The organism is Mesorhizobium sp. WSM4813, from assembly GCF_055811555.1.
This window is the reverse complement of sequence record NZ_JBVVQU010000016.1, coordinates 54,806-69,882: the sequence shown is the minus strand read 5'-3', so window position 1 is coordinate 69,882 and position 15,077 is coordinate 54,806. Positions and strand designations below refer to the sequence as shown.

Sequence of the window (15,077 nt, the reverse complement as noted above, 5' to 3'; positions counted from 1 at the left end):
CCTGTACTCCCGATTCCCTGTACTCCCGACTGCTTGTACTCCCGACCACAAGAATGGTTCCGGGCGATCGGCCGTCGCAAGGCCGATCGGCGGGGAGTACGGTCGGTCTCTGCCGACTGTTCCGAACAGAACGAATGGTGCAGGGTCTGGGTTGCGCCAGCCAGCCCGACTACCAGGCGATGGCTCCTGTCCTGACTTGATGGCGCTGGCGGGCATATGCCACGCAGCCGTCGACCGTGCTGACGCAAAGCGCATCGCGGTGGTTCGGCGTGTTGTTGTCGCCGGCGTAGGCAACCTCGGCGACACGGCCATCAACCATTCGGATTTTGCGTGTTGCAATAGCCGCCAGGATCGACATTGAGCGATCCTCCAACCGTCGGGACCGCACCCACGGCCAAAGTTGGAATCACGACGTTGAGATTGCCGCGTTGAACGGTACGCTGATAGGTCCAGATCTGGCTTCCGCCCGCATCGGCGGTGGCAGTCGGAAAGCCGGCGCACATTCGAACGTCCGCCTCGCTGAGACCGACCATCTCTTTGCGGGCTGCCGCCGTTGTGGCGTCTTCCTTTGGGAGGTTCGACGTGTCTGGGGCGACGCAGGAGGACACGATGGAACTGCCGGCCAAGAGAACAACAACAAGGACAAGCGTTCGGATGCGGGAAGATATCATACCGACTGTGGTGATTTGCGCTGAGCCCCGAGATCCTAGTTAGGCAAGCAGACAATTGAGTCAACCTGCACGGCATCACGATGTCGTTTGTCGTGCCGCTCGGCCGACCTTGAGCGGACGGCGCCGATGCGATCGTCGCCGCGATCGAAGCCAGGATGGGCCACGCGCACGCGCCGCTATCGTGCGCGACATAACGATGGTGCGACGCGTCTTTTACAGCACGTCAAGTTTCCGGAAACCCGCAACTGACACGCGACGGGCCGGATAGCTGCTCATGCTCGCCCCGATGAGGTTCGGCGTTTCACGATGTAAAATACGTACTTTCCTGACACTATCGATAAACAAATGCTTTTCAGTCACACAAAATGATGAAATAATGAAATTGAGATCGGGGAAAATTCGATGCGCAACGTCAGCGGACATGGCAAGCGCCTGTCCTATTACGATTTCGGGCACACGACGGTGTACGCGTCCCGCTTCGACCAGCGCTTCCCCTATTGTGCCTATGTGCCGGACGACTATGACGAGGACGGCGACAAGACATATCCGCTGGCGGTGATCGTGCATGGCACCGAACGCGGCATGCTCGTCTACCGGGACGCCTTCGCCGACTTCGCCGAACAGAACGGCGTGATCGTGCTCGTCCCGCTTTTCCCGGCGAATATCTGTTTTCCGGGCGATCTTTCCTCTTACAAGATGCTGCGCCAGGGCGACCTCCACTACGATGCCGTGCTGCTCGATATGGTCGACGAGATGCGCGAGCGCTATCGCATCCGCGGCGACCGCGTGCTGATGTACGGCTTCTCCGGCGGCGGCCATTTCACCCATCGTTTCCTGTTCCTCCATCCCGAACGTTTGCTGGCTGCATCGATCGGTGCGCCGGGCGTCGTGACCCTGCTCGACTTCGATCGCGATTTCTGGGTCGGGGTGCGCGACTTCGAGAGGGTGTTCGGCAAGACCGTCGACCTCGACGCCATGCGCAAGGTCGCCGTGCAGATGGTGATCGGTGGTGACGATCTGCAAACCTGGGAGATCACCATCAAGCCGGAGGATGAATGGTGGATGCCCGGCGCCGATCTCGCCGGCGCGACCCGCAACGACCGGATCAGATCGTTGAAGCGCAGCCTGGAGAGACACGGCGTCGAAGTGCAGTTCGATGTCATGCCTGGCATCGCTCACAACGACCGCGAGCTCATCGCCAAGGTCACGGAGTTCTTTGCGCGGACATTGAATGCCGCGCCCGCCTGAAAAACTGCAGTCAACAAACTGGAGATAAAAAATGGGAACAGGACTGAGAATGGGAAGACGATTGATCCAGGTGCTGGCGGCAATCGCGTTGATGGCGTGTGCATTGCCGGCGATGGCGCAGGAGCAGCCGAAAACCGGCGGCACGCTCAAGGTCCGCATCAACGCGGATATCCGCGCCACCGACGGTCTCAGCCGAGACGCCAACACCGACACGGTGCTGCACCATATCTTTGAGACGCTAGTGGCTTATCGCGCCGATCTCACGGTAGGGCCGGCACTGGCCGAATCCTGGAACGTGTCGGACGACGGCAAGACCTATGCCTTCACGCTTCGCGACGGCGCGGCTTTCCACAATGGCGACGCCGTGACCTCGTCCGACGTCAAATGGAACTGGGATCGCCGCATGGACCCGGCCAACCAGTGGTTCTGCCTTCCGTTCTTCGACGGCAGCCAGGGCCTCAAGGTTGAGCAAGTGGCGACGCCTGATCCACGCACCGTGGTCTTCACGCTCAACGCGCCGAATGCGCTCTTTCTGGCGCAGCTCGCCAATGTCCAGTGCAATGGCTGGGTCGCCAGCCCGAAGAATGTCGGCGCTGACGGCAAATGGATCGCCGATTCCGCCATCGGCAGCGGCCCGTTCAAGCTGAAGGAATGGGTCAAGGGCCAGTATTTGGCGCTCGAACGCTTTGCCGACTACAAGCCGGTGAAGGAGGCGCCGAGCGGCTTTGCCGGCAGCCGTGAGGCCTATGTCGACGAGGTGCGCTTCATGGTTGTTCCCGACACGGCGGCGGCGGAGACCGCGCTGTTTGCCGGCGAGCTCGACGTCCTTCCCGATCTTGAATCAACGCGTGTCGAGGAAGCCAAGTCGCGGGGCATGACGGTGCTGTCGACGCAGGGCCTGTCATGGACGGCGATCCTGTTGCAGACCAAGGATCCGCTGCTGTCGAACGCCAAGATGCGCGCGGCGCTGGCGCATGCCACCGACATCAACCAGATCGCCGCCGCCCGCACCAACGGTGTCGCCACCGGAGATCCCTCGGCCGTCGCCCAGGCGAGCTCGTTCTTCGACGACGAATTCCTCAAATGGCCGGAATACGACCCGGTCAAAGCCAAGGCACTGCTGGACGAGGCCGGCTACAAGGGCGAGCCGATCAAGATCCAGACCAACACGCGTTATCAGGGCATGTATGAGAACGCCGTGCTGCTCCAGGCGATGCTGACGGCCGCGGGCTTCAATGCCCAGCTCGAAGTGCTGGATTGGGCGGCACAGCTCGACAATTACCTTGCCGGAAAATTCCAGATCCAGTCCTTCGGCTATTCGGCTCGTCTCGATCCGTCGCTGATGTATGGCGTCATCCTCGGCGACAAGGCGACCGATCCGACGGCGCAGTGGGACAGCAAGGAGGCCCTCGACCTCTACACGAAGTCGATGGCCACGACCGACCCCGCGCAACGCAAGGCGCTGTTCAAGCAGCTCCATGCCCTCATGGCAAAGGATGTGCCGATCCTTGGCCTCTATTACGAGCCATCCGTCGACGCGGTGTCATCGAAGGTGAAGGGCTATTCGGTATGGCCGGCGGCAAACCCCCGCGTGTGGGGTGTCTGGAAAAGCGAATAGACTGGCGGTTGCCTGTTGCTCGAAAGATCGGAGGCCTGTTGCCTCCGATCTTTCGTTTGATACCTGGTGGTGAAAGCCTGACGCTTGGTACCGGGGCCGTAAACCCGCTCAGGGCGGGAAGGAGAGCTAAACTCAGCAGCTCTCAGACGGCGCGTGTGCGCCAGGAGCGGTCGTTCGACAGCGATCCGAGCAGCAATGGCCGTTGTGCGTGGCCGAAGCGCTTCTGACGTTTAGTATGAGGTGACGGTTGACCGTAGAGGTCTGTGACCTAGCTTTGTGACCTAGCTTAAAGCTCAGGTGGACCGTTCCAGAGCCGGAATGGCGGAATGATACGCACAGCGGGAGAACTCTCGGGACGTTGAGATGCAGAGGTGCAAGTCGGTTTTCAAAGCCTGTGCGCCCTTGGCGGCCGATAATCGGCGGCCACGGCATCTTCAAGTTTCGATTCAAACAAAAGTCATCCGCGCCGGCATGTCTATCAGGGCGCGACCGGCGCTCCGCCATGCAACAACAATTCGAGCACCTGGAGGGACCTCGAAGCCAGTGACAGCTTCGAAAGCGATCAAAGGCTTTAGCCAGCATGAATACGAGGGGCCAAACACCGCTTCACGAACTTGAGAATACACCCAAGACCGCACAGGCACGGCAATGTCAAATCCTCTTGCCGAAATTTACGCAAACAACGCAGATCTCGCCATCCTGGGCGGGATAGCAACATTTGCCTCGGTGGGCCTCTATCTTGTCCTTCGGCGTATCCTTTTCGCGGTGCAACGGCGTCGCCTCAAATCAGATGTGAGCGAAGGCGGATCTGACCTCCCCGAGGAGGTTTCTTGGGATTGGGAAAGCCCGGTCGACCTTGCAACCGAGCCTGCTTCTTCTTCTCAGGTTGCCGTGCCCCCAGACACGGCAGACCTGGATATTCGGCGTCAGGATGCAAATTTCCTTCGGTTCGGGGTGCGAATCGAGTATTTCGACGTGATCTCCGAATCTTGCGAGAGCTCGTCTGCGGCCCAGACCAACGCTTTTGCTTCCGCGACGAACATAGCGCAATCCGGCCGGCTTGCGACATCGATCAGAGAAATCGCTTGCTATGTTCATAGGCAGGTGGCGGCTAATCTTGCCGCCCTAAGCAGTCCAGTATCGAGGGCTCTGAGCCGTATGCCGACACAACTCGCCCTCGCAGAACGTGGGGAGCGAATTTACGGGTCAGCATGGGACCAATTGGGTCATAAGGCTTCCCCACGCAAAGTTGCTCAGTTGGCCAAACCGGCGCATCGCGGTTTGAACGTCACAGCTCGAAGGGGAACGATCAGCCTGGATCCCGACCCGACCATCGCGACGGCCTCCCCTCCTCGCGTTCGCAGGCCGATCGGTCTTGTGCCCCGCTTTGGCGTCGCCGCAATCTGTCTGGCCGTGCCGCTTAGCTATGCGATGACGAGACAAAACTGGATCGAAAGCGCCCCCGCCATTTCGCGGGTCCAGGGCAACGCCAATCCGGGCCTTTCGCGACCCATCGAGCTTCCGGCGGGTGCTGCATTAGATGTGCGTGGGCCAGCCCAGGGAGACGAGCGCACGAGTGTCGAATTGCTCAACCCGGATATCACGGCTGCCCGGGCGCAAGTCGGAGCAGCTGTTGCTCAGGCAGCCGCAGCGAGGGAATTGGCTGGCCAGGAGCACCAGGCAGCGGAAGGCGAGCGCGCCAGGAGCGCCGCTCTGCAGCGAGCGCTGCTCAAGTCGCGCAAGGAGATCGACGCGCTGAGAACAAGCATGGCAGCCGCCGACAACGTACGCCGGGAGCAATTGCGCAACGAGCTCGCGGCAGCCCGCACAGTTGACGCATTGCGGCGCATTGCTGGAGATGCCCGCACGATGCTGCGCGAGGCCACCAACTATGTCTTTACGGAGATGCCCGCTGCTCATCTGGAGCGTCTGCGAGCCGAATGGCGGGCGCGCGATCTATCGCGAGCGCGGGCGAAAATTGAACAGCTTGAGGCACAGGCCGCCGAGGATCGCGCCAAGGCCAAGGCTTCTCTGGCGCAAGCGAGCGGAATGCTCGACGACGAGCGCCGGAAGTCAGAGAACCTTCGTGGCGACCTCGTCGAAGTGAAACTGTCCAATGCCGCGCTCATGGAGCGCGCTTACGCGGCTGAGCAGGAACGGACCGGTGTAGTCACAGCGAAAAAACGAGTGGAGCAGACCGCAGCCGAGACGGAGGGCGCGCTGGCGCGAGAACGCGCTGCAGCAGCGTCGACTCGTGAGGAGCTGAAAAAAGCTCGCCTCGACCGCGACGCGGCTGAACAGGAACGGGCCGAAGCGATGTCAGCGAGAGAGCGTGCCGAGCAGACTGCAACCGAGACGGCACAGGCTCTGGCACGAGAACGTGCTGCAGCAGCGTCGACTCGTGACGAGCTGGAAAAAGCTCGCCTCGAGGGCGTCTCGGCCGAACAGGAACGAGCCAGAGCAGTCTCAGCGAGAGAGCGTGCCGAGCAGACTGCAACCGAGACGGCGCATGCGCTGGCACGAGAGCGCGCTGCAGCAGTCTCGACCCACGAGGATCTCGATAAGGTTCGCCTCGAACGCGCCGCCGCCCGAGCACTTTTGATACAGGTCGACAAGCTGAAGGAGGCTCTGGACAAGCAACGTGAAGCCACTGTTTCTCTTGCCCGCGACCTTGCCGCGGCGCGCGCGGACAATGACAGGCTCAGGGCTGAGCGTCGCAGCGCGCAGATTGAGCGGCCGCTGAAGCCGCGTGCTGGCCGCGCAGCAGCCGCTGCCGGCGGGTTGAAGGTTGTCAGCCAGAAGACTGCACGCAGCAAGGTTCACAACCCGTCGCGGATTGCCCGGGTGCGTTCTCTCACACTTCCCTATTCCCTCAGGCCAAGACACGTGACATTGGAGTGATTTCCAAAACGAATGTGCGTCCACCTATTGAAGGCCCAAGGCCTTGGGAGGCGTTGCCTCGCACCCTCTCACGACGCCGCGGATGAACCACACCCTTCGAATTCATCCTGCTCTCGTCGGCGAGGAGTTCTGCGCGATACGCTATGTCAGCCCGATCACCCTGCCTGTCGCGCTCAATTCGCATCTGATCGGCGCCTGTCGCGTCTCCACGTTGCCTTGCCGTCCATAGTCGATGCTGACCTCAACGGGGGCCGAGATCGTATCCGGGCTCAACCGACGTATAGAACCTGCGCTGCTGACGCGCACACTGGTCGCGCCAAACGGGACGGCGGCCGACTCGATTGCATCATGGCAGGCGCGAACGACTTCATCCGGGACGCCCGGCAGCGCCTTGATTGGACTGACCATCGATAGACTGTTGCTGGCGCTGGGAGGCTGGAGGTTGGCCGGGAGGTCGAGCGACCGTCCAGCCCCTGCGGACCGGGCGACACTGACGGCAGTGGCGGCCGTAGTTGCCGTCATTGCCGCCGCAGTGGTGCTGGTCTCATCGTCGTCCACCGGTGAACTACTGCTGGAGGGAACGCCGCCAGGTCCTTTGCGCGCGCCGCCTTTGCGGCCTTCACCGTGATGGCTACCAGCGCTATTGCCTCCGCCACCGTGGCTGCCAGCGCTATTGCCTCCGCCACCATGGTTGCCACCGCTATTGCCTCCGCCGCGCTCGCCGCCGGCGGCAGCTCCTGCGCAAGCTACTGCGATCGAGCAAACGAATGCGAAATATGCCCAGCTGGATTCAGAGGATTGACGCACGACCACCTCCATAAAGCGCGTCGGTCGAACCGTCTTTCCGCGGCATGCAGTCAGGACGGCGCAACCGCCGGCGCCCCAGGCAAACTCGCGATTAAGGCGCCCACGGGAGGTAACTAGGGGATGAATCCGGTGTATCAAGGACGCGGTGCGTAGTGGCCGGCATCAGCCGCGAGTTCGGCAATAACGCATAAGCCGCCATCGAACTTACGGCCCATCTCACCCCTCAGCCGCCGCAACGTGCCGCCCTCCGGCATCGAAAGCTGGGAGAAGGTCAGGCTTCGTTCAGGGTGAGCCTGTCGCCCAGCCTGATCTTGCCCGGCTGCACGATCTGGCAGAGCGCGCCGAAGCCGCCTTCGCCATGGCGCGCTATGGTTTGCAGCACTGCCGGTTCGAAGGCGAGATCGCCCTGCGCCAGCACCGTGAAGGTGCAGCGCGCGCACGGTTCCGAAATCATGATCCGCGCCTCGCCGATCGAAAGCACTTTCCCGATGATCTGCTGCCCGACGAAACCGTCCTGGGAAGCGTCGGTTTCAATCACGATATTGGGCCGGAACCGCCTGGAATCCACTTGCGAGGCATCCGGAAGCAGGCCGGCAAGCCTGTTCATCGAGGCCGACGTGACGATGTGGATGTCGGCGCGCTGATAGCGTGGCGCGATACGATCCTGGGTTTCCGAACCAAGGGGACGTGTGGGTGCAGCGCCGCCGGGAAATCGAGTAAGGCCGAAACCAGCTCGCCTGCGAGGCTGGAGCCGGCATCGATCCAGGAGCCATCGTCCAAGCCGATTTCCGGCCTGTCGCCCCGCAGCCTTGCAAGAAGGTTTGGCAGCGGCCGCCAATGTTTTAGCTTCTCCGGCGCGGCAACAATTCCGTCGCGCCGGTCGACGACGCCCCAGATCCGGTCGCCCGGAATCCCGCCTTCCGCAAGCTGCGTCCCGTCCAGCCGTTCGCCGCCCATCGAACTGACGGGATATCGCCAGATTTCCTTGATGTGGCCGAACGGTGTCATGATGCCGAGCCGAGCCGGGTCGCCGTCATTGCGCCACTGCCTTGCGTGCGCCCGCGCCGTCGACGAAACGGCGATCGATCAGCATCGCCGCATCGAGAAGGGCGCGCGTATAGGCGTGGCGCGGCCGGTCGAAGACGTCGTCGCGGTCGCCGATCTCGACGATCCTTCCGTCCTGCATGACGGCGACCCGGTCGGCAACCTGCTCCACCGCACCCAGATCATGCGAGACGAACAGGCAGGCGAAACCGTAGCGTTCCTGCAACGACCGGATCAGAAGCAGGATCTGCTTCTGCACCGTCATGTCCAGCGCCGAAACCGGCTCGTCAGCAACGACGAAGGCCGGTCGCCTGACGATCGCCCGCGCGATCGCGACGCGCTGGCGCTGGCCGCCCGACAGCTGATGCGGGAAACGTTCGAGAAGGTCGCGCGTCAGCCCGACTTCCTCGATGATCTCATCCATGCGCGCGGTCCGCCGCTTGCGATCCAATTCGGCGTCGAGCTTCAACGGCTCGGTGACGATCTCGGCAATGGACTGGCGAGGGTCGAGTGAGGAATAGGGGTCCTGGAAGACGATCTGCATGTGGCGACGCTGCAATCGAGCATCTGCCGATCGTCCACTCGCAATCGCCTTGCCAAGAAACGAGATCGTTCCACCGGACGGCCTGACGAGGCCGACAATGGCGCGCCCGAGCGTCGTCTTGCCGGAGCCCGACGCGCCGACCAGCGCCAGGGTTTCGCCGCGCCGGATGGTCAGGTCGACGCCGTCGACGGCGCGCTTCGGCGCCGCGCGCGCAAACAGCCTGGGGCGGCCCGGATAGTCGATGACGACATTGCTGATCTTGACCAGGGGCGGGCCGTTGACGGCTCTTCTCGATCCGCCGGCGCTGCGCCTGGGAAGCGCATCCACCAGCCGCCTGGTATAGTCATGCTGCGGTGCATGAAGGACCTGGGTGCTGCTTCCCTGTTCGACCGCCTTGCCTTCGCACATCACCGTCACATTGTTCACATAGTGCGACACCATGCCGAGGTCGTGGCTGATCAGCAGAACGGCGGTTCCATTCTCCCGCGTCAGCTCGACCATCAGGTCGAGCACGTCGCGCTGCCCCAGCGTGTCGAGCGCCGTGGTCGGCTCGTCGGCGATCAGCAGGCGCGGTTTGAGGAGCATGACCGATGCGAGCATGATGCGCTGGCGCATCCCGCCCGAGAATTCGTGCGGATAGGCCGCAAGGCATTTGCCGGGATCCTTGATCTGGATTCTCTCCAGCATCGCCAGCGAGCGATCCTTGATCTCGGCGCGCGACATGGCGCGATGCAGGCGAAGCCCTTCCGCCATCTGCTTGCCGATGGTGACGGCGGGATTGAGCGAGACCATCGGCTCCTGGAAAACCATGCCGATCTGTGCACCGCGTATCTGGCGCAGCGCCTTTGCGGCTAGGCCGGTGAGCTCCCGTCCTTCAAAGCGGATACTGCCGTCCGGGGTCGTGACCAGCGGGGCAGGGAGCAGGTTCAGGATAGAGCGGGCCGCCATCGTCTTGCCCGAACCGGATTCGCCGACCAGCGCCAGCATGTCGCCAGAGGCGAGTTCGAAATTCAGCTCATCGACGATCCGCTTTCCCGATGGCCCGACCGAGATCGACAGGTTACGCACTGAAAGCATCGTGTTGTTGTCTCCGCTCGGCACGAGCATGTTTCCAGCACCTACATTTTCGGGTCGAGCCAGTCGCGAACCGCGTCGCCCAGCATGTTGATGCCGAGCAGCGTGATCGAGATGCAGAGACCCGGCAGGATGATCAGATGCGGCGCCTGGCCGATATAGGGCCGCGCCGTCGACAGCATGTTGCCCCAACTCGGCGCCGGTGGCGGGACGCCCAGCCCCAGAAAGCTCAGCGCGCTTTCCGACAGGATGATCCATCCGAACATGGTGGTGGCAAGCACGATGATCGGAGCAACGCAGTTGGGCAGCACATGCCGCGCCATGGTGATGATCTCGCTGTTGCCCATCACCCGCGAGGCCTCGACATATTCCCGCTCGCGAATGGACATCACGGAAGCCCGCACCACGCGCACCACGATCGGCATGTAGGCAAGGCCGAGCGCAACGATGATGCCCTCGCGGCTGGCGCCGATCACCGCCATCAGGCCGAGCGCCAGGAGCAGGCCAGGGAAGGCGAGGAATGCGTCGTTGACCATCATGATGACGCGATCGACCCAGCCCCGCAGGAAACCGGCGAGAACGCCGAACACGATGCCGAGGACCAATGCGAAGGCGGCCGTCGCAAAAGCGATCCAGGCGCTGGTTCGCGCGCCGCTGGCGAGGCGGCTGAGCACGTCGCGTCCGAACTCGTCAGCGCCGAGCAGGTGCACAGGCGAGGGCCCGCTGAGGCGCAACGGCAAATCGAGCTTGAGCGGATCGTAGGGCGCGATCCACGGACCGAACACGGCCAAAAGGATCAATGCCCCGGTAACGGCGATCCCGAAGATCGCGTTGAATTTCAGACCGGGCCGGCCGAGCGCACGGGCGATCATGCGGTAACCCTCGGATCGAGCAGCGGGTAGATCAGGTCGACGAGAAGATTGACCGCGACATAGATGAAGGCGACGAACAGCATCGATCCCTGAATCACGGGATAGTCGCGGGCATAGATCGCGTCTACCAGCAGCCGGCCGAGGCCGGGAATGGTGAAGACGGTCTCGATGACGACGATGCTGGAAAGCAGGCTGCCGAGCACCAAGCCGATCAGGGTCAAGGTGGGCGCGAAGGCATTCTTGAAAGCGTGGCGCCACATCACCGCGCTTTCCGAAAGCCCCTTCGCCCGCGCATGGGTGATGTATTCCAGGCGCGCCACCTCGATCGTGCTGGCCCTGGCCATGCGCGCAATCGGGCCGGACTCGACGAGCACCAGGGTGACCACGGGCAGGATCACATACAGAGCGGCTTGGGCGAAGTCGCGGCTGAAGGGCACATAGCCGACGACCGGCAGCCAGCCGAGATAGAGGCCGAAGATCAGCATCAGCATCAGCCCCAGCCAGAAACTGGGTATCGAGAGCAGGATGGTCGAGGTGGCGACGACGGTGACGTCGCGGAGGCTGTCCTGCTTCCAGGCAGCCAGCATGCCGGCAGGCACGGCGATCGCCGAGGCGACAAGCACGGCGAGAAAGACGATGGTCGAGGAGACGGCGAAACGGTCGAGGATCAGCGGCAGCACCTCTTGCCCGCTGCCGATCGAGCGTCCGAAATCGCCTGAAAGGACGTTGCCAGCCCAGATCAGATATTGCACCACCACGGGCTGGTCGAGCCCCATCTGATGCCGCATCGCATCGACCTGTCCGGGCTGCGCGAGGTCGCCCAGCATCAGCGTCGCAGGATCGCCCGGGACGAAGCGCATCATCACGAACACCGCGACCGAGACCAGGACGAGTGTCGGTATGGCGCTGGCGATCCGGGTCAGGACAAAGCGGACCATCGTTTCTCCTGTGATATCGAAGGTCTCTCCCGTCCCGGCACTGCCTTCTCCGCCCGCTCGAGGATCTCGTCTTCGATGGTGAGTTCGTAGCGGGTGAATTCGCGGTTCTTGGCCGGCAACGGCGCGATCTCCATGACGCCGGCGGCTGGTTCGAAGACGATCATCGCCACCGTCGCCGAGAGATTGCCGCCTTCCTTCCTGATCTCCGGACGACACACGCTGAACGGCGAAGCGAAGTTGTCGAACAGGGCTTCCTTCAGGTCGTCGATGGTTATGTCTCCATGCCGCGCCGACAGGTGACGGCGCACGCGGTGGTCGCGATAAAGACTGTCCGGCACGTCGCGAAGTCCGGTTTCGCGCAGCTTAGACAACGCCACCGGGCTCTGCCAGTGATTGGCGTGGACGATCATGTCGTTGTCAGGATAGATGACGAAGGCCTCGTCCGGGGCGCATTCGAAATCGACCGTGAACCCTTCGGCGGTGCTCAAGATCATGTTGTTGGAGCCGGATTTCGGCGTCGTCGCCACCACCTTGATGGCATGGGCGAAATGCTGCGCCTCGAGAGCCCGGCGCCGGATGAAGGGAAGCGGAATTCCGATCCCGCGATAGTCGCGGTCCGATTCGAGATAGTTCGCGGTAATGCCGATGCCGGCCGCGTTGAAGCCGCTGCGCGCCAGTCCGCCGGCTTCGGTGAAGGTGAGGAGGTCCGGCCCGTCCGTTCGCCGGATGCGTAACACCACCGAGGTCTCGGCGCACTCAGCCTTCCAATCCCAGTTCTGGCCGTGGATGAGCCTGCCGTGCCGGGTTGCCTCCGGCAGGATCGCCGCGCCCGTGCATCCGTCGGGCTCGTTGTCGGAAATGCCTTTCTCGCGCCGGGCGAGCTGCAGGACTTCGGTACGCGCATTGACCAGGACGATCGAGGACAGGTCGACATTCGCGCCTGACGCAATTCCTTCCATTTCCTCGACGAGATCGGGCGCCCATTGCCGCAAGCGAGGCAGGAAGATGCCGGAGAACCGCCCGACATCGTCCCGCCTGAAGCCGAAACGGTCGAGCTGCGCGGCATAGAGCGCCACCGAAGCGCCGATGCGCCCGCGCGCCTGTTCGCCATAGGCCATGCCGCGCGCTCTCGGCGCTCCATCGATCTCGACAAGCGGAAATGGTGCGACTGTTGTCATCAAGCGGAAGCCTCGAACTGGTGCGAGTTCGGATACTAATGCATTTTGATTGAATGAAAAGCAGTAAAATTCCTAGATTGCCAGTTCGAACTGCGTAGCGCATATCTATAATGCGAACGCCTTAGGAAGTGCATATGAACGAAACGATGATCGACCGGCCGGCACGCAGCGAGGCGGCCAGTCCGCTGCAGATCGATCTGGCGCGGCGGATCCTGGAGCGGATCAGGGATTCGGGCTGGACGGTTGGAACCCGCGTCTCGGTGCCAGACCTTGCCCGCACGTTCGGCGTTTCGCGTTCCCCCGTCAGCGCGGCGCTGGAACTGCTGGTCGCCCAGGGCATTCTCAGTCCCTTCGAGACGAGGGGGCTGCAATTGGCGCGCGATGTCGCCGACCTCGACCCGGAGGATATCCTGCCCAGTTCTCCGCTCGAGGAGCTTTACCGCAGGATGATGCGGGAGCGCGCGCTTGGCCAACTGCCCCAGGAGGTGTCCGAGGCGGAATTGATGCCGCGCTATCAGGTGTCGCGCGGCGTCGTGCGCAAGCTTTTGCTCCGCTTTGCCGCCGAAGGGCTGGTGCAGCGCCTGCCGGGGCATGGCTGGCGGTTCGCCGACACACTTGTCGGCGAGGACGCGTACCGGGAAAGCTATGAATTCCGGATGGCCGTCGAATGCGCGGCGCTGCGGTCGCCCATGTTCAATGCGGATCCCCAGCAGCTGGCGCCGGTCCGGCGCGCTCACGAGCGCATCCTGGCGATCGTGTCGACGGGCAAGACGCTGATCGGCGGCGACGAATGGTTTCGGATCAACGCATCCTTTCACGAAGGACTTGCGGCCTGTTCCGGCAACCGGTTCCTGGCCGATGCGGTGCGTCAGCAGAACAATCTGCGCCGGTTGCAGGAATCGGCGGGTTTCGAGGAACTGCCGGCGGAACGTATCGAGCAATCCTGCCGGGAACATTTGGCCATCCTCGATGCCGTCGAGGCGGGCGAGATCGAATGGGCCGAGGCGCTGCTGCGCCAGCATCTACGGCAGGCCTCGGAGTTCGCTTCGCTGCAGCGCTCGATCTGATGCCTGCCGGCGGCGGCATCGCGCATGCTGGCCACTCGGCCGCGCAATGCCGCGACACCCTCCGGCATCCATGAGGAATTGAGCGATCTGGAACGAGCATCTCCCCGATCGCTTCACGCCAATCCGCTCCGTCAAATGTCGGGGATTGGATGCATTAGGACCGATTTTCAGCGGCGCATCATTTTCATCCGGATTGGGAACGGGAGCTTCGTCGGGAAGTCTATCCGGATCCGGCTCACGCACCGGCTTCGGTTCAGGAAACGGCGGTGGCGTGGGCGCCGGAGTGGGCGTTGGTTCGGGAGTGGGAAGAATGGCCATAGCGTGATTTCTTTCCGCTCGCTGCACTCTGCCTTGGCGGGTCGCTGACGTCGGCCGGATTTTTTGACGCCACCCGTTCCGACCGGTTTCGCTCTACGGGCCGATGCACGCAGAACGACCACGCGTGCCTATAGTTCCGATGGGAACCTCCGATCCCCCACATCAGGCACTCGTGGCAGGACGACGCCGTCAGAAAAGTGATCGAATGGTCCGTGCATCAGGGCCTTGTCGGCGTCGTGGAGCGCCATAATTTCCATTTCAGGGTGGGACGAACTCACCTGCTGAATAGGAGGCGGCCGTGAAGCACCAAACACTTGACCAACTGCATACCGTTGCCGATGTTCACGCTGAAGCAACAGACCTCGTAGCGACCCGAAGCCAGCGTCTCGAACGTTGGGCGAAACTGCTGGAGAAAAATCCCGATCGGCGTCTCGAAGCGCTGACGGGCACCGAATACAAGTCCCCTGAGATACGCGAAAAAATGCGTTACAACGACTCGCCTCTCACGGTTGCCTTCGAGGATCCGATCTTTCGTGCGCAAGGCTTGAGAGACGACACCTACGGTGAAGCCAGGCGCTTCTTCGAACTGACCGACTGGCAGTTGCACGAAATCGTCTGCCATTGCCATGTCGGCGCCACGATACGAGCGCGATGGGCTGCCTCTCGCGTCCGTGCGGCAATGTCCGAGAGGTTCGGTTTCTTCGCCTGGCTGCGAGGAACATTCATGCATTGACGCTACGGACATTCACGATGCCGGCATTCACGCTAGGGGCCGGCATGTTCGGGTGATGGAGGCG

13 protein-coding genes and 1 pseudogene are annotated in these 15,077 nt (G+C 62.6%); 5 read left to right on the top strand and 9 right to left on the bottom strand.

Features of this window, described 5'->3' with window-relative positions:
* Positions 1–169: 169 nt before the first annotated feature.
* The 3 genes from AC0L25_RS11615 to AC0L25_RS11605 form a co-directional block, all read right to left on the bottom strand.
* On the bottom strand, positions 170–319 hold the full coding sequence (locus AC0L25_RS11615) for a hypothetical protein (RefSeq protein ID WP_473595613.1): 150 nt from the start codon (positions 317–319) through the stop codon (positions 170–172).
* A complete protein-coding gene (locus tag AC0L25_RS11610) occupies positions 312–533 on the bottom strand; it encodes a hypothetical protein (protein ID WP_473595612.1) in 222 nt (73 codons plus the stop codon). The genes AC0L25_RS11615 and AC0L25_RS11610 overlap by 8 nt, the downstream gene beginning before the upstream one ends.
* A 351-nt stretch (positions 534–884) precedes the next feature.
* Entirely contained in the window at positions 885–1,094 is a 210-nt protein-coding gene (locus AC0L25_RS11605; protein ID WP_473595611.1) for a hypothetical protein, read from the bottom strand.
* Here AC0L25_RS11605 and AC0L25_RS11600 point away from each other — a divergent pair.
* The 3 genes from AC0L25_RS11600 to AC0L25_RS11590 all read left to right on the top strand — a co-directional run bounded on the left by AC0L25_RS11600 (position 1,074) and on the right by AC0L25_RS11590 (position 6,438).
* Positions 1,074–1,919 (top strand): alpha/beta hydrolase, encoded by an 846-nt coding sequence (locus AC0L25_RS11600; RefSeq protein WP_473595610.1) that lies wholly within the window; start codon positions 1,074–1,076, stop codon positions 1,917–1,919. The two genes, AC0L25_RS11605 and AC0L25_RS11600, sit on opposite strands and share 21 nt — an antisense overlap.
* 49 nt (positions 1,920–1,968) lie before the next feature.
* Positions 1,969–3,537, top strand: coding sequence for an ABC transporter substrate-binding protein (locus AC0L25_RS11595; RefSeq protein WP_473595609.1), 1,569 nt, complete (start codon positions 1,969–1,971; stop codon positions 3,535–3,537).
* A 648-nt stretch (positions 3,538–4,185) separates the two neighbouring features.
* Positions 4,186–6,438 carry a hypothetical protein gene (locus tag AC0L25_RS11590; RefSeq protein WP_473595608.1) on the top strand — a complete coding sequence of 751 codons (2,253 nt, stop codon included), beginning with the start codon at positions 4,186–4,188 and terminating at the stop codon, positions 6,436–6,438.
* A 1,078-nt stretch (positions 6,439–7,516) separates the two neighbouring features.
* Here the strand turns inward: AC0L25_RS11590 and AC0L25_RS11585 are convergent.
* The 6 genes and pseudogenes from AC0L25_RS11585 to AC0L25_RS11560 form a co-directional block, all read right to left on the bottom strand.
* Positions 7,517–8,083 (bottom strand): MOSC domain-containing protein, encoded by a 567-nt coding sequence (locus AC0L25_RS11585; RefSeq protein ID WP_473595607.1) that lies wholly within the window; start codon positions 8,081–8,083, stop codon positions 7,517–7,519.
* A 35-nt stretch (positions 8,084–8,118) separates the two neighbouring features.
* Positions 8,119–8,253, bottom strand: a pseudogene (locus AC0L25_RS11580) (MOSC N-terminal beta barrel domain-containing protein); the annotation flags it as partial.
* Positions 8,254–8,278: 25 nt separating this feature from the next.
* A complete protein-coding gene (locus AC0L25_RS11575; RefSeq protein WP_473595606.1) occupies positions 8,279–9,910 on the bottom strand; it encodes an ABC transporter ATP-binding protein in 1,632 nt (543 codons plus the stop codon).
* Positions 9,911–9,951: 41 nt separating this feature from the next.
* Entirely contained in the window at positions 9,952–10,779 is an 828-nt protein-coding gene (locus tag AC0L25_RS11570; RefSeq protein WP_473595605.1) for an ABC transporter permease, read from the bottom strand.
* A complete protein-coding gene (locus tag AC0L25_RS11565; protein ID WP_473595604.1) occupies positions 10,776–11,717 on the bottom strand; it encodes an ABC transporter permease in 942 nt (313 codons plus the stop codon). Before AC0L25_RS11565 ends, AC0L25_RS11570 begins: the two co-directional genes overlap by 4 nt.
* Entirely contained in the window at positions 11,699–12,895 is a 1,197-nt protein-coding gene (locus AC0L25_RS11560; RefSeq protein WP_473595603.1) for a C45 family autoproteolytic acyltransferase/hydolase, read from the bottom strand. Before AC0L25_RS11560 ends, AC0L25_RS11565 begins: the two co-directional genes overlap by 19 nt.
* Positions 12,896–13,029: 134 nt before the next feature.
* Here AC0L25_RS11560 and AC0L25_RS11555 point away from each other — a divergent pair, with 134 nt between their 5' ends.
* Both AC0L25_RS11555 and AC0L25_RS11550 read left to right on the top strand, forming a co-directional pair.
* Entirely contained in the window at positions 13,030–13,962 is a 933-nt protein-coding gene (locus tag AC0L25_RS11555) for a GntR family transcriptional regulator (RefSeq protein WP_473595602.1), read from the top strand.
* A gap of 616 nt (positions 13,963–14,578) precedes the next feature.
* Entirely contained in the window at positions 14,579–15,013 is a 435-nt protein-coding gene (locus AC0L25_RS11550) for a hypothetical protein (RefSeq protein ID WP_082982175.1), read from the top strand.
* The last annotated feature ends 64 nt before the right edge of the window (positions 15,014–15,077 follow it).

What these genes read in the sequence shown, in the direction of transcription:
- AC0L25_RS11610 (WP_473595612.1), bottom strand. Translation starts at nt 533, where the DNA reads ATGGTCGGTCTCAGCGAGGCGGACGTTCGAATGTGCGCCGGCTTTCCG.
- AC0L25_RS11555 (WP_473595602.1), top strand. Translation starts at nt 13,030, where the DNA reads ATGAACGAAACGATGATCGACCGGCCGGCACGCAGCGAGGCGGCCAGT.
- AC0L25_RS11560 (WP_473595603.1), bottom strand. Translation starts at nt 12,895, where the DNA reads ATGACAACAGTCGCACCATTTCCGCTTGTCGAGATCGATGGAGCGCCG.
- AC0L25_RS11595 (WP_473595609.1), top strand. Translation starts at nt 1,969, where the DNA reads ATGGGAAGACGATTGATCCAGGTGCTGGCGGCAATCGCGTTGATGGCG.
- AC0L25_RS11600 (WP_473595610.1), top strand. Translation starts at nt 1,074, where the DNA reads ATGCGCAACGTCAGCGGACATGGCAAGCGCCTGTCCTATTACGATTTC.
- AC0L25_RS11565 (WP_473595604.1), bottom strand. Translation starts at nt 11,717, where the DNA reads ATGGTCCGCTTTGTCCTGACCCGGATCGCCAGCGCCATACCGACACTC.
- AC0L25_RS11590 (WP_473595608.1), top strand. Translation starts at nt 4,186, where the DNA reads ATGTCAAATCCTCTTGCCGAAATTTACGCAAACAACGCAGATCTCGCC.
- AC0L25_RS11615 (WP_473595613.1), bottom strand. Translation starts at nt 319, where the DNA reads ATGGTTGATGGCCGTGTCGCCGAGGTTGCCTACGCCGGCGACAACAAC.
- AC0L25_RS11570 (WP_473595605.1), bottom strand. Translation starts at nt 10,779, where the DNA reads ATGATCGCCCGTGCGCTCGGCCGGCCCGGTCTGAAATTCAACGCGATC.
- AC0L25_RS11605 (WP_473595611.1), bottom strand. Translation starts at nt 1,094, where the DNA reads ATGTCCGCTGACGTTGCGCATCGAATTTTCCCCGATCTCAATTTCATT.
- AC0L25_RS11575 (WP_473595606.1), bottom strand. Translation starts at nt 9,910, where the DNA reads ATGCTTTCAGTGCGTAACCTGTCGATCTCGGTCGGGCCATCGGGAAAG.